13 protein-coding genes are annotated in these 14,834 nt (G+C 37.9%); 6 read left to right on the top strand and 7 right to left on the bottom strand.

Annotated features, from left to right (window positions below):
• Positions 1-330: 330 nt before the first annotated feature.
• The 5 genes from Q1K34_RS17245 to Q1K34_RS17225 all read right to left on the bottom strand — a co-directional run bounded on the left by Q1K34_RS17245 (position 331) and on the right by Q1K34_RS17225 (position 4,660).
• Positions 331-1,365 (bottom strand): formylglycine-generating enzyme family protein, encoded by a 1,035-nt coding sequence (locus tag Q1K34_RS17245; RefSeq protein ID WP_300441773.1) that lies wholly within the window; start codon positions 1,363-1,365, stop codon positions 331-333.
• Between the two features lie 90 nt (positions 1,366-1,455).
• The gene (locus tag Q1K34_RS17240; RefSeq protein WP_300441768.1) at positions 1,456-2,460 is read right to left on the bottom strand and encodes an alcohol dehydrogenase; all 1,005 of its coding nucleotides are present in this window, start codon (positions 2,458-2,460) and stop codon (positions 1,456-1,458) included.
• Positions 2,461-2,514: 54 nt separating this feature from the next.
• Positions 2,515-2,856: a CPBP family glutamic-type intramembrane protease gene (locus Q1K34_RS17235; protein ID WP_300441765.1), complete on the bottom strand. Its 342-nt coding sequence runs from the start codon at positions 2,854-2,856 to the stop codon at positions 2,515-2,517.
• Between the two features lie 101 nt (positions 2,857-2,957).
• The gene (locus tag Q1K34_RS17230; protein ID WP_300441762.1) at positions 2,958-3,212 is read right to left on the bottom strand and encodes a hypothetical protein; all 255 of its coding nucleotides are present in this window, start codon (positions 3,210-3,212) and stop codon (positions 2,958-2,960) included.
• 14 nt (positions 3,213-3,226) lie between these two features.
• On the bottom strand, positions 3,227-4,660 hold the full coding sequence (locus tag Q1K34_RS17225; RefSeq protein WP_300441759.1) for an L-serine ammonia-lyase: 1,434 nt from the start codon (positions 4,658-4,660) through the stop codon (positions 3,227-3,229).
• Between the two features lie 214 nt (positions 4,661-4,874).
• Between Q1K34_RS17225 and dnaK the strand changes: the two genes are divergently transcribed.
• A complete protein-coding gene (dnaK, locus tag Q1K34_RS17220; protein WP_300441756.1) occupies positions 4,875-6,800 on the top strand; it encodes a molecular chaperone DnaK in 1,926 nt (641 codons plus the stop codon).
• Between the two features lie 458 nt (positions 6,801-7,258).
• Positions 7,259-8,785, top strand: a complete 1,527-nt coding sequence (locus Q1K34_RS17215) for a hypothetical protein (protein WP_300441754.1) — start codon at positions 7,259-7,261, stop codon at positions 8,783-8,785.
• 153 nt (positions 8,786-8,938) lie between these two features.
• Here Q1K34_RS17215 and Q1K34_RS17210 read toward each other — a convergent pair whose 3' ends face one another.
• Together Q1K34_RS17210 and Q1K34_RS17205 are read right to left on the bottom strand one after the other, a co-directional pair.
• Positions 8,939-10,204 (bottom strand): Nramp family divalent metal transporter, encoded by a 1,266-nt coding sequence (locus tag Q1K34_RS17210; protein ID WP_300441751.1) that lies wholly within the window; start codon positions 10,202-10,204, stop codon positions 8,939-8,941.
• A 91-nt stretch (positions 10,205-10,295) separates the two neighbouring features.
• Positions 10,296-10,931 carry an esterase gene (locus tag Q1K34_RS17205; protein ID WP_300441749.1) on the bottom strand — a complete coding sequence of 212 codons (636 nt, stop codon included), beginning with the start codon at positions 10,929-10,931 and terminating at the stop codon, positions 10,296-10,298.
• A 48-nt stretch (positions 10,932-10,979) separates the two neighbouring features.
• Here Q1K34_RS17205 and Q1K34_RS17200 point away from each other — a divergent pair, with 48 nt between their 5' ends.
• The 4 genes from Q1K34_RS17200 to Q1K34_RS17185 all read left to right on the top strand — a co-directional run bounded on the left by Q1K34_RS17200 (position 10,980) and on the right by Q1K34_RS17185 (position 14,746).
• Positions 10,980-11,396, top strand: coding sequence for a hotdog fold thioesterase (locus Q1K34_RS17200; RefSeq protein WP_300441770.1), 417 nt, complete (start codon positions 10,980-10,982; stop codon positions 11,394-11,396).
• Between the two features lie 2 nt (positions 11,397-11,398).
• Positions 11,399-12,550, top strand: a complete 1,152-nt coding sequence (locus tag Q1K34_RS17195) for a chorismate-binding protein (RefSeq protein WP_300441746.1) — start codon at positions 11,399-11,401, stop codon at positions 12,548-12,550.
• Positions 12,551-12,600: 50 nt separating this feature from the next.
• Entirely contained in the window at positions 12,601-14,334 is a 1,734-nt protein-coding gene (menD, locus tag Q1K34_RS17190) for a 2-succinyl-5-enolpyruvyl-6-hydroxy-3-cyclohexene-1-carboxylic-acid synthase (protein WP_300441744.1), read from the top strand.
• A 67-nt stretch (positions 14,335-14,401) separates the two neighbouring features.
• The gene (locus Q1K34_RS17185) at positions 14,402-14,746 is read left to right on the top strand and encodes a DUF2853 family protein (protein ID WP_300441741.1); all 345 of its coding nucleotides are present in this window, start codon (positions 14,402-14,404) and stop codon (positions 14,744-14,746) included.
• Positions 14,747-14,834: the final 88 nt, after the last annotated feature.

The raw sequence follows: 14,834 nt of genomic DNA, 5'->3' as shown, positions 1-14,834 counted from the left end.
AATAGAAAAATTAAAATCAACTTGGCCAGTTGCATTTATCACTTGAACATGGCAAGAAAGGAAAATTGTAAATAATTTATTCTTGTTCTTTTTTTCAATCGATATAAAAACAAATCAAAAAAATCCAGGCTGACGAACCTTTATCTAAATTTATCTTTCAGCACCCCAATTTTATGAACTCACTATGGATATTCAATTTAATAGAAAGATCATTGTTAGCTCAAAAAAATACAAAGCATTCAACTATTAAAAATTCAGATCCTTTAAGCTTAGATTACAGGTACAGATTGCTTTGAGAAATATCGGTTCCAGGATTTTGTTTAATTGTGATTAAATATCCTTTACGCACCTAAACCCGGTATGTTCAAGACCTGTATCTGGCGCAGAACTCATTCGCGCTGCATTTCTATACCCGGTGCAATAGCTCTCACTGCACAAAAAAGATCCACCACGAATCACTTTTTGCTGCCGCATATTTACGAAATCCTGAAAATATCCATCAATTTTATCTTCAGTTTTAGAATAAGCATCAGGGTGATAGGTGTCTAGGCACCATTCCCAAACGTTTCCTGAGGTTTCATATAAACCGTATAGATTAGCAGGGAAGCTTTTTACCGGTGCCCTCTTTTTGAATTTATCGGCCAACAAATTTTGTCTTGGAAAATTCCCCTGATAGAAATTGACCATCTTAGGAGCTTTTTCGAAATCATTTCCCCAATGATAGATCAAAGTGTCGTTTCCGGCCCGATTAAAATATTCATATTCTGCTTCTGTAGGTAATCTTTTTCCGGCCCATTTAGCATAGGCCATAGCATCATACCAGGAAACCTGAACAACAGGCTGATCATCTTTTCCTTCGATATTGCTTTCCGGACCTTCGGGATGCTTCCAGTTGGCTTGTTTTTCAAATTTCCACCACCACTCGGGGTTATAGGGATCAAATACCAGGGCACCTGGTTCATATTTCTTTCCTTTGATCTCAAAAGAACGTTCAGCAGTAGTCACATACCCAGTTTCTTCTACAAACCTCCTGAATTGAGCATTGGTAACTTCCGTTTCATCTACCCAAATGGGTTTGATAATTTCTTTATGTCTGGGATATTCATCCGGTCTTGCCTGATTGCTATTTCCGCCCATCATATAGCTGCCGCCATTCAGTTTTATCATCCCTCTATTAGATGTTGAATCTTCACGGGTTTTTATATAAGAAATCTCTCTGAGGTAATTTTCATGGTAATCTACCTGTTCAGCTTCAGGTTTTTGTTCAATGACCTGAATTGGTGATGTATCTTTATTCTCCTTGCAGGAATTTAAAAGGGAAAGAAATAAAAACAGAAGGATATATGACTTAAAATTCAACAACATTTTTTTTAAAATAAGGCCCAAATATAGGAATAAAAAAACCGGAAAATCAACAGTTTGATCTTCCGGTTCCATAGGTTAGTATTCCAAACTTTATGGTTTTAGAACCACTCTGAATCTTGCCTCGTTATTCATCATTTTCTTAAAAGCCTCATTTGCTTTCTCAAGTGGAAATTCTTCAATCATAGGTTTGGTACCGGTCATAGCGCTAAAATTAAGGGTGTCTTCAGAATCTATAGCCGTACCACTTGGCCAACCTGCGGCAGATTTTCTCCCCATTAATAATTGCATAGGAGAAACTTCAATAGGCTCGCCGGTAGCTGCTACCATCAATAATTTCCCATCGATCCCAAGTCCGTCAACGATAGAGGTGATCGCGTCGCTATGTGGAGCAGTGGCCAAAATTAGTCTGGCTCCTCCCAATTTCTGTAATTCTTCAGCTCCATTTTCATTTCCGGTATTTATAAAATGATGAGCACCGAGTTTTTTAGCAAGCTCTTTTTTATCATCGCTGTGAGAAACCGCCACGGTTTTCATACCCATTTTATTGGCATACTGAATGGCTAAATGCCCCAATCCGCCAATTCCCTGGACGGCTACCAAATCCCCGGCTCTAATTCCTGAATTTCTTAAAGCATTAAAAACGGTAATCCCGGCGCAAAGTAAGGGAGCCGCATCAGCTGAAGATAATGCTTCAGGAATATTTGCGATTGCTTCTTTTGGAGCGGTCATATATTCAGCATAACCACCATTATAATGTATCCCGCTTACTTTTCCATTTTCACAATTGATAAAATCTCCACGGCGGCAGGGTTCACACTCGAAACAATGACCTCCATGCCAGCCAACTCCAACTCTTTGGCCTTTTTCCCAATTAGAAACATTTTTTCCGACTTCTTCCACTACACCCACAACTTCGTGTCCAGGTATTCTGGGATATTCCAGACCTGGAAATCCACCTTCTTTTACAAAATTGTCACTATGACAAATTCCGCAGGCTTCCACCTTAATTAATATTTCATTTTCAGAAGGGCTTGGTTTATCAACATCTTTAATAATAAAGTCTCCTCCTGCTTTTTCAATAACTGCTGCTTTCATAAAATTTTTTTTGGTAGCAGAAGTTACGAAATGATGAGCTAAATTGAATTAAGATTATGTTAAATGGGATAGACTAAAAGGTAGTACAATAAGGATTACCAGGGAATTATTCATACTATGCATCAGGATTGGCCAGATCATTCCTTTATTTTCCAGTTTTATTTTTCCGAAGAAAAAGCCTGCGATGATTCTGGGAAAGATCATGATAAATAATATCAGGTTTAATTGAAAGCTGTCTACATAATTAAATATGTGAACGAGGCCAAAAATAACTGAACCCAGTATCCATGTAAGTAGATAATATTTATGTAACCAGTAGCACAGATGTCTATAATATATATGGGGAATAAGCTCTCCCAGCGCATAATATACCAGATAAATAACTCCAAATAGCAATAGATACTTTAAAGTCCAATGAGCTTCTTCAGGTATAAGAATTATACCGATAAGGTATAAAATTGAACAAGAAAAGATCTTTATACTGGAAGTGTTTGGTTTTAAAAACTTCTGAAAATACTCTCTTCAATGATGGGAGCCGCGATCGCTGCCAGAAATATGAATTTCAAAGGACTTTCACCTAAAATTTCGAGAATTTCTATTTGCTCATATTTTTGAAGATCGAGATCAAAAATGAACGTATTTATAAGTTGTAAGAAAATAAAAAACAGAAAATGACACAGGATCATTAGACCAAAGTTTCGGAATAGATTCTTTAGTTTTTCCTGAAGATCGTTATCTCTTAAGATGTTCAAATTTGAATTCGGGATTAGCAATCACTTAAGCTTACCTTCACGGCAAGGCCACCTTCTGAAGTTTCCTTATACTTCTTATTCATATCTTTCGCGGTATCCCACATGGTTTCAATTACTTTATCTAACGGAACTTTCGCTTTTGTAGCATCGCTTTCCAGGGCAATTTCTGCAGCATTGATAGCTTTTATCGCACCCATGGCATTTCGCTCAATGCAAGGAACCTGGACCAGCCCCGCAATAGGGTCACAGGTTAGTCCTAAATGATGTTCCATGGCAATTTCACTGGCCATTAGCACCTGTTCCGGGGTTCCACCAAGTAATTCTGTTAAGCCTCCGGCAGCCATTGCAGAAGATACCCCAATTTCTGCCTGGCAACCACCCATTGCTGCCGAAATCGTAGCACCTTTCTTAAAAAGACTCCCAATTTCCCCGGCTACGAGCATAAAACGCTTCATATCCTCGAAGGTCGCCTTGTGATTTTCGATGCACATATAATACATCATCACCGCGGGAACCGTTCCTGCACTTCCATTAGTAGGAGCAGTAACCACTCTACCCAGAGAGGCGTTCACCTCGTTCACACTTAGTGCAAAGCAGCTTACCCATTTCAGGATCTGGCGAAATTTCACTTCTGTTTGTCTTATGGCTGGGATCCAGTCTTCAACATTGGTATAAGCCGTTTCACCAATCAAACGCTGGTGCATTTCAAAGGCACGTCGCTTAACATTGAGTCCGCCGGGAAGTGTTCCTTCCGTATGACAGCCAATATACATGGATTCCAACATGGTATCCCAGATCTGCTTAAAATTGGCATCAATTTCTTCATCGGTTCTAAGAGAACGTTCGTTCTCCAGAACAATTTCTGAAATAGGTTTATTTTCAGCTTTGCAATATTGCAGAAGTTCGGTTGCTTTTTCTACAGGAAAAGGAAATTCCTCGAAATTCTTCATTTTCCTGCTCGCATTCTTTCGCTCTTTTTTCACTACGAATCCGCCTCCAATGGAATAAAAAGAGGAAGAGGTTGTTTTGCCATTTTTAAGTGATGTTCTAAAGATCATTCCATTGGGATGGTACTCAAGGAATTTTCTGTTGAATTTTATATCGTCAGCAAAACTGAAATTTATATCCCGTACACCATTCAGTAATAGTTTGCCGGTTGTTTTTATTCTATCAATTTCAGATTCAATAATAGAAATATCCATGGTCACGGGATCATGACCTAATAGGCCAAGAAGCGTGGCAATATCTGTAGCATGACCTTTTCCGGTAAGGCTTAAGGACCCGTAAAGGTCTACATGTATCTTCTCCACTTCTTCAAAACGATCTTTTTTCTTCAATTCATCTATCCATCGTTGTGCTGCTCTCCAGGGACCTAAAGTATGTGAACTTGATGGACCCACACCAACCTTCAGCATGTCAAAAACACTTATGCATTCTATTTTTCGCATTCAGAGTACAAATTTGATGACAAAAATAGTGAATTGTTAATGCTGCCCATGAAAAATTGCTAAAATTATATTGTTATAGTAAGCGATTAAAACAAGCTCATGAGAAAGAATTTAGAAAAAGTGACAACCTGTCAGAAGATTTGCGCTGGCATAATGATTGACTTCTAGTGAATGTAAAATTGAAAAACTAACGTAAAAAACAAGTTATATAGTTATGAGTAAAGTAATTGGAATTGACTTGGGTACCACTAACTCCTGCGTTGCCGTAATGGAAGGTAGCGAACCAACGGTGATACCTAATGCTGAAGGAAAAAGAACTACACCATCTGTGATTGCATTCGTGGAAGGTGGAGAAATAAAAGTGGGTGATCCTGCGAAACGTCAGGCTGTAACAAACCCAACTAAAACCATTTCTTCCATAAAGAGATTTATGGGGAACAAATATTCTGAGTCTTCGAAAGAAGCTGGAAGAGTACCTTATACAGTAAAAAAAGGAGATAATGATACTCCGCGTGTAGAAATAGACGGTCGTCTTTATACTCCACAGGAACTTTCTGCAATGGTACTTCAGAAAATGAAGAAAACTGCGGAAGATTATCTTGGACAGGATGTAACCGAAGCGGTAATTACCGTTCCTGCGTATTTTAATGACTCTCAGCGTCACGCAACAAAAGAAGCTGGTGAGATCGCAGGTCTTAAAGTAAGAAGAATTATTAACGAACCAACCGCGGCAGCACTTGCATACGGATTGGATAAAAAATCTCAGGATCAGAAGATCGCGGTGTATGACCTTGGTGGTGGTACCTTCGATATTTCTATTCTTGAATTAGGTGATGGTGTATTTGAAGTACTATCTACTAATGGTGATACTCACCTTGGTGGTGACGACTTTGATGAAGTATTGATAGATTACCTTGCAGATAACTTTCAAAAAGCTGAAGATATCGATCTTAGAAAAGATCCTATGGCACTTCAGCGTTTGAAGGAAGCTGCTGAGAAAGCGAAGATCGAGTTATCTTCTTCTTCTCAAACGGAGATCAACCTTCCTTATGTAACTGCTACTTCCAGTGGGCCAAAACACCTTGTTGAAACGATCACAAGATCTAAGTTTGAGCAATTAGCTTCAGATTTAGTAACGAGATCTATGGAGCCGGTGAAAAAGGCACTTAGCGATGCAGGTCTTTCTAAGAGTGATATCGACGAGGTAATTCTTGTGGGTGGATCAACCCGTATTCCTAAAATTCAGGAAGAAGTTGAAGCATTCTTTGGTAAGAAACCTTCTAAAGGTGTAAACCCGGATGAGGTTGTGGCAATTGGAGCTGCGATCCAGGGTGGTGTACTTACAGGAGATGTGAAAGATGTATTGCTTCTTGATGTAACTCCACTTTCTCTAGGTATTGAAACTATGGGAGGAGTAAACACTAAATTGATCGAAGCGAACACGACGATCCCAACTAAGAAGTCACAGACTTTCTCTACGGCGGCAGATAATCAGCCTTCAGTTGAGATCCACGTACTTCAGGGAGAGCGTCCAATGGCGGCAGATAACAAGACAATTGGTAGATTCCACTTAGACGGAATTCCACCAGCGCCAAGAGGAACTCCTCAAATTGAGGTGACTTTCGATATTGATGCCAACGGTATCATTAAAGTAAGCGCTACAGATAAAGCAACTGGTAAGTCTCAGGATATTCGTATCGAAGCTTCTTCAGGATTAACCGAAGAGGAAATCGAGAAAATGAAGAAAGAGGCTGAAGCAAATGCAGATGCTGATAAGCAGGCGAAAGAGAAAGTTGATAAGCTGAATGAAGCTGACGCAATGATCTTCCAGACTGAAAAGCAGTTGAAAGAATTTGGGGATAAATTATCTGATGATAAGAAGAAGCCAATCGAAGATGCTTTGGAAGAATTGAAGAAAGCTTATGAGACTAAAGAGCTTGATCAAATCACTCCAGCTTTAGATAAGATCAATGAAGCATGGAAAACAGCTTCAGAAGAGATGTATAAAGCTCAGGCAGAAGCTCAGGGAGGTACAAACGGACAGCCAGGTGGACCACAACAGGGTGCAACCGGTGGTGAAGGTGGAGACGCCAAGAGCGGAGATGATGTGGAAGACGTAGATTTTGAAGAAGTGAAATAATCTTTGAATCACAATATATTCAGAAAGCCCTGCAGAAATGCGGGGCTTTTTTATGGATTAACATTTTGAGATTAGCGTCAAGCTGGACTTGTTTCAGGCTTCAAATTAGATACTGAAACAAGTTCAGGGTGACGTGTGTTGGAGCCAATGCGAAGGAGTTTTTCGATTCAGAAATCCATGATTAAGCATGGTTAGATTTCCCCTTCGCGCGAAATGACACTTCAAAAGGCACTAAAAAAAATTACTCAGACTACAGAAAACAGACTTTATTTAATGGAAATCCCCTATTATTTATTCAGAAGCTTTTCTCTAGTTTTATAAGTAATTCAGTGATCACCTTAAGGTTGGCCTTTTCATCCCTACTAATTTTTCTATTCAGCAAAATCTATTGATGCAGCATTGTAGAGAATGAATTTGAAATGTCGTGTTATTAACCACCAATAATAATAATAATAATAATGAAAAAACTTAGAATTCAACAATCTCTAATGGCTCTTTTGGTTTTTCTGCTTTTATCCTGCAGTAATTATGGAGAGTTAAATCCTGATATTCAGACCGGTGAGAATGTAGCTGTGATCCATTTAGGGCCGGTACTCAACGAATTTATCAACCAGCAAACAAGGCAGTCGATAGATGGCATACCTGAATGCAGCGCTGAAGGTGCCGGATTTGCTCAAATCTCTTTAACTTATGGAAACGCTGATGTTCCAGTTGATGTAATAGCGGAAATTTTAGTGGACGAAAAAGGATTATTTACAGCGTATGATGAAAGCCTGGGAATTCCAATTCCAGAGGGGGCAACTACGGTTTCGGTAACTTTAAATGAATTTTTAATCCTGACCGATTTAAATGGTGCGCCTGGGGAAGTGATTTGGGCAGCTCCTAAGAGTGGTAGTGATTATGCAATATTTGCAGAAAATCCTTTACCTATTACCTGGGACTTGATCGCAGGATCTAAAACATATATCAATGTTGAGGTTCTATGTTTTGACGAGAGACAGGTTAATTTATATGGATATCAATTCTTCGATATCATACCTGAAATCATTTATGAAGTATGTTTCTTTGCTAATTATTGCTCAGATGCGGGGAGACATTATACAGCTAAGTACAGTCTTGATATCTATTACGGAGTATCTCCTAACGGTACATCTCTCTATAAGGATGAAGTTTCCGTAACCGGTGTAAAGGATGAGTTTTACGCAGATCCACTTTGTTTGCCAATTCCTGCACCTCAAAATGATGAAGCAGATGATGTTCCTTACTTATATTATGAAGCCAGGTTATTAGATTGGCCGGATAACTACGGAAGTGCTAATGGTCAAAAAGTTAGCGGTACCTGGAGCTGGAATGATATTAAAGGTATGCTGAATGAGGATGGAGAAACTTCTGAATATTTTCATGCATTTTTTAACTGTGAAGAAGACAATTCAGATTGTGGCGAATTTGAAGCTATTCCCGAATCATCCTTTTATGAAAGTATTATCCCGGAAGAACCAGTGGACTTTTTCGAAATCGTAACTTATTTAGATGAAATTATATATACTTTTTCTGAAGGAGCATTATGTGTGGATGCGGAAAATACAGAAGAATGTATGAGCGAATTTAATGCTCTTATTGCCGAAGATGGTTTTGTTATAAGCTGTTTGCCCGCAGGATGTTATACCTTTATTAGGGAGCAAACAGATGGTGTAAATCAGCTTATTACTACAGATGAGAAATTACTGGAATTTCTGGGGACTATAGACTCTAAAGGAGATGCGTTATTACTGGCCATGGCTAATGACTATTATTGGAACAGGAATGATGTAGAAAATGGAGCGATCAGGGATATTTGTAATGGCTACGAGTTGATAGTCAGTAAAATAGTGAGTTTTTGTGCACCTTTACAAATTGAAAGATTTCGTTTAAAGATTACTCCGTCAGCAGAGATCATTATTTTAGATCAGGAGATTATTGAATTTGGTGAAGACCTCTGTATTTAATTTAATTCTCCCTGAAAACCACAGGGAAAATTCTTTTAATTCCTTCTGCAGGTATAGAAAAGTATTTAAAGGATCGATTTATATTAGGATTGAACCTTAACTCTAAGATCGGGTTAAGGTTCATTTTTAGTGAACCGGAATTTTTCTGCCAATTTAAAGGACCATAGTGTAAAGATAAACCAGGTTAAAAAGAATTAAAATCACAAAAGACACCAGACTGTAGATTCTATAATTACGTCCCGGTCTATCTTTTTTGGCCATTTGACTTCCCGTGACCAGTTTATAATTGAACCATGCCAGAAAGGGAGCTGATAAGAAAGATAGGGCTGTTGCAAAATCGATTAGTACTGTAAAAGAAGCTGTAAAAAAGTATAGAATTAAAAGAGAAAGAACCGGAATAATGAAAACATTAAGTTTATAACTTTTCCATTTCTGATCTTTTTTCCATTCAGGTTTTTCTTCAGCAAAAACTTCTGAAATAACCCTGGGAAAAGCATCGGTTACTGCCAGGGTGGTAGAGAGCATGGCTATAAAAGCAGCAATACCTATAAGGGGTTTGCTCCAATCTCCCAGGCTTGTTCCGTAAAGTTCTATTAACTGTCCGGAGAATTCTACCCCGTTTCCTGAAAAATTGATACCGCTACCAAACATGATTAAAGCTCCCATTAAGAAAAAAAGGAGTCCTATGATGGCTGCAGCGAAATAGCCTACATTAAAATCTGTAAATGCTTCTTTTAAGCTGGTTGTACTTTTATTAGTTTCCGCTTTTTCCTTGGTCCATATAGAATGCCATACTGAAGCGTCTAAGGGAATAGGCATCCAGCCCATAAATGATATTACAAAAGCGACTCCTACCTTATTCCATACTTCAGGTGCTTCGTTCGCAAGTGCATTTTCCAGTCTGCCATTCCCAAAGGCCAGAATTACTGCAGTTAAAGTTGCAATTCCAAGTAAGCTTACAATAGCTTTCATGCTCTTGTCCAAAGCAGGATATTTTCCAATTAACAGGAGCACAATGCAAACTCCAATAATTATGAAGCTCCAGGTAAAAGTGCTCCAACCCATTCCAAAAAGTTTTTCCGCAAGGCCAGCGGTAACAATGGTAACCGCAGCCTGAATAATAAACATACTCCCTACGGTAATTATAATAAAGGTCCAATAGGGAAATTTCCCAAGTTTTTTATACCCGTGAATTAAGTGGTTACCTGTTCCTGCTGCATAACGAGGGCCGAACTCCAGAAAAGGATATTTCGTTACGCAAGCCAGAATCAATACCCATAATAATAAAAAACCATAGTCGGCTCCGGCACGGGTAGCCTGTACCAAATGTGAAACCCCAATGGCCGCGCCCGCTAATAAAAATCCGGGACCGAGGGTTTTGAAAATTGAGGTTTTTTCGGAGGCAGTTTGTTTCATCATATCTTTAAATCGTCATTACGAGCGGAGCGAAGTAATCTCAAGAGGAGGTTACTTCTCCGTCCTTGACGGATCGCAATGAGAGAATACCAAATTAAGCAAATTTTGAGATCAATTCAGTATTTACTTCGTGACCTCCCTTAAAACTGATGATCTTTAAATTCTGTGGAAATAATTCTTTTAGTCTTTTTTCCTCAACTTTTATAATGCCTTCCTCTAAATATTTATCATCGTTTCCATATATAAAAGTGAATTCTGTTTTATCAAGAAAGTTGAAATCTTTAGAGGTAAGTTCCTGCGGAACTTTTCCGGAGAGCATAATAAGGTTCTTAGACTGAATTTTACTGCGAGCGATGAACCTGGTTGCCACTGATACTCCCTGGGAATATCCCAGGATATTCAAATTATCTACTTCAGCTAAGTTTTCAGCTTTATACACCGCGTCAAGATAATTCAGCATATTCTCAATTTCTAATTCGGTATTTTCCCTGGTAAGCCAGGATGCGCCTACATGACGATATTCTCCGTTCAGGTAATATTTCGATTGAGCCTGGGGGGCAATGATATAATTTTCTTCGGGATCGAGATGTTTGAAATATTTTAGAAAATACCTGCTTAAATAGCCAATCCCGTGGAATACCAGCCAGATATTTTTAGTTTTTTCCGTTCTTTCATTTAAAGTAGAATAGGTATTAGAAATGGTATAAGAAAGCTTTTTCTCTTTGCTCATGGTTCTTTGCTGTTTTGTACTTTTACAAAGTAACCAATCTTTTAAATGATGAGGAAAGAAGAATTGCTGGAGCTTTCAAAAAAAGTATGTAAAAATACCTTGATGGAAACCCTTGAAATCGAATTCACTGAAATAAGTGAAGATTATCTTATAGCGAAAATGCCTGTTAATTCCAGGGTTCATCAGCCAGATGGAGTTTTACATGGAGGAGCCAGTGTGGCTCTTGCCGAAAGTGTGGGAAGTATGGCCAGTTATGTTTTTCTAAATACAGAAGAATTTTTTGTGCGGGGAATTGAAATTTCAGCAAATCATTTAAAAAGTATCAAGGAGGGCTGGGTCTTCGCTAAAGCAACTTTTATACATAAAGGAAGAACCACTCAGCTTTTTGAAATAAGAATTACTGACGAGGCTGCTAACCTTATTTCTATAGTAAAACTTACCACCATAGCACTTCCAAAGAATTAAAAATGGCAGCGTCTACTGATTTTTTTCAAAAACTGAACGACCAAATAACGGCTGGGAAGCCTTTTGTAGTTTATAAAAAGCCAGGTGCAACCCTGGTTAAGGCATTACTGCAGCAACATAATGCTACGTTTAAAAATAATGATCTTTCCCTAAGCGGTTTTGTATTTGCACCTTTTGATACCGAAGAAGATTCGTATTTGATCCCTTCAGAAGAATCAGAAACTATAAATTTTGAATTCCTGGCAGAAGCTTTTCTAGATAACAGGCCTGAAGATTCGTGGAATAGCGGAGTAGATTTCGAATTTATGGAAGAAGATCAAAAGATTCATGAAAAACTTGTTCAAAAGGGAATAGATGCGGTTAAAAATGGGAATTTTCAAAAAGTGGTATTGGCAAGATCAGAAAAAGTTCAGCTGTATGACCCGAACCCGGTACGGATTTTTAAAGATTTACTGAATAAGTATTCACAGGCATTTGTATACCTATGGTTTCATCCTGAAACCGGATACTGGCTCGGTGCTACTCCTGAAACACTTTTATATGTGGAAAGGGATCGTTTTAAAACAATGGCTCTGGCGGGAACTCAGGTTTATAAAGGAAAAATTGATGTAGAATGGAGGAATAAGGAAGTGGAAGAACAACAATTTGTTACCGATTATATTTTAGATTCATTGGAACGTGTCAAAGGAGTTGAAAGTGTTCAATCTTCCAAACCTTATTCAGAAAAGGCAGGCAATTTACTGCATATTCGTACCGATATTTCCGGAAAATTGAAAAATGCAGATGAATTAGGAGCATTAGTAAAAGCTATACATCCAACACCTGCCGTATGTGGCCTCCCTAAAAGAAAAGCTTTGGATTTTATCCTGGAGCATGAGAATTACCCAAGGGAATTTTACTCAGGTTATCTGGGGGAGGTAAATATGAAATCTGAGAATAAAAGAAATTCTAATCGAAGAAACCAGGAAAACCAACAATTCGCAGCTATTTCAAAAAAAACAAACTTATTTGTCAATTTGAGATGCATGAAATTAAAAGACGGAAATGCACGTATATTTATTGGAGGAGGTATCACTAGAGATTCCAATGCAGCAGATGAGTGGATGGAAACGGTTAATAAGGCGCAAACAATGAAAGCTGTACTTGTTAAATAAGCTCAAAAACTATCTACATAATTGCCTGTAAATTGTAATTTTGGGCATCTATGAAGTATTCAAAAATTCCCGTTGCCCGTTCGGTGGTGGCATTATGTGTCGCTAAAGAAATTAAGCATGTAGTAATTTCTCCCGGCTCCAGAAATGCCCCACTCACCATAGGTTTTACCCATCACGAAGAAATTACTCCATATAGTATTGTAGATGAACGCTGTGCAGCATTCTTTGCGTTGGGAATGGCCCAGCAATTAAAAAAACCTGTGGCACTGGTATGCACTTCAGGATCGGCACTTTTAAACTATTACCCGGCAATTGCAGAGGCATTTTACAGCGATATCCCTTTAGTAGTCATCTCTGCAGATAGGCCTGTGGAACGAATTGATATTGGTGATGGACAAACGATCCGTCAAAAGAACGTTTTTGAAAATCATATCCTTTATTCAGCCAATCTTTATTCAGAAGTAGTATTAGATAGCGAGTCCAAAGATCCTAAGCTTCAGCAAAAACAGTTTGAAGCCCAAAAGCATAACGAAAGAGAAGTTAATCTTGCACTGAATAAAGCTATAGAGGAAAAAGGCCCTGTGCATATCAATGTTCCTTTTTACGAACCGCTTTATGATACTGTAGAAAATATAGAAGTTAATCCGCTTCAGATATTCCCGGAAATAAAAGAAAGACACTATTCAGAAAAGCAGCTTCAGAATTATGCTGATGAATGGAATAGAGCCGAACGAATAATGGTAATTGTAGGCGTCGCTCAACCCAATGCGGTGGAACAAAAATTCCTGGATCAACTGGCAGAAGATCCCAGCGTAATTGTTCTAACTGAAACTACTTCTAATCTTCATCATGATCAGTTTTTTACAAGAATAGACACCTTGATTGGCCCAATTGAGAAAGATGAAAACAAGGAAGAATTATTTCAGAAACTTCAACCGGAGATCCTGCTCACTTTCGGCGGAATGATCGTTTCAAAAAAGATCAAATCTTTCCTAAGAAATTATAGTCCTAAACATCACTGGCATATAGATTCAAAAAAAGCGTATAATACCTTCTTTTGTTTGAATAAACATTTTGAAACCGATGTTAATTCATTTTTCTCTGAATTCTTAGCGTTGATCCATACAACAAATAGTGATTACGGAGCTTTCTGGAAAAATATTAAAGAGAAAAGACAGCGAAGGCATGAGGATTACATGGCTGAAATCCCATATTCAGATCTTAAGGCCATGCAGAAAATCTATCCACTGATTCCGAAAAATTCAATTTTACATTTTGGAAATAGTTCCAGTATTCGATATTCACAACTTTTTGAATGGGATAAAAGTTTAAAAATGTATTGTAACCGGGGGACCAGTGGTATTGATGGAAGTATTTCCACTGCGGTTGGCGCCGCGGTAAATGCTAGTGAACCGGTAACGATTATCACCGGGGACCTTAGTTTTTTCTATGACAGCAATGCCTTATGGAATAATTACATTCCTTCAAATTTCAGGATTATAGTGCTGAATAATAAAGGCGGAGGAATTTTTAGAATTCTTCCGGGAAATAAGAATTCAGAGAATTTTGATACTTATTTTGAGACCGTACACGATCTCAATGCTAAACCTATATGCGATCTTTATAATTTTGAATATTTCAAAGCGAATTCAGAAGATGAAATTCAGCATTCTATCAAAAGTTTTTTCTCTGATTCTGGTAAACCCAGGCTGCTGGAAATTTTTACTCCAAGAAAATTAAATGACGAAGTGCTATTAGAATATTTCAATTTTATGAAATCTTAAAACTTACGTAACAAATTTTAATTTTCAGATTTATTATATTACTGGAGTTTAACAAAAAAGATAATTTATGAGTAAACTTGATGAAAAAGTAGGTAAGTACATAGAAGATGTTCGATCAAAAGTAGGAGAAGATACTCCGGATGTAGACTTAATCAGGAAAATTGCCAAATCTGCGGGTCCAGGTATTTATAATGCCGATGCTGAAACTGTTTCTTCTTCCAGTGAATCTGAAATTGAAACTGTGAAAAAGAACTTTGTAATGAAAAAGCTTGGAATCACTGATGAAGGAAAAGCAAGTGAAGCAGTAAATCAGGTTCTTGAAAAATACGGAAAGTCCAATAGAAATAAATATAGGGTAGTGGTTTATTATCTTCTAACCAAACATTTTAAAAAAGAAAGCTTATTTGATTAAGAGTAAAGAATAAAATAAAATCCGTTTTAGGGAATATCCTTAAAACGGATTTTTTTGTTTGATTAAAAAGTATCTTTGCAGACTAAAT

It is taken from the genome of Christiangramia sp. (genome assembly GCF_029937855.1).
Classification (GTDB): domain Bacteria; phylum Bacteroidota; class Bacteroidia; order Flavobacteriales; family Flavobacteriaceae; genus Christiangramia.
This window is presented reverse-complemented; position numbering and strand designations above follow the sequence as displayed.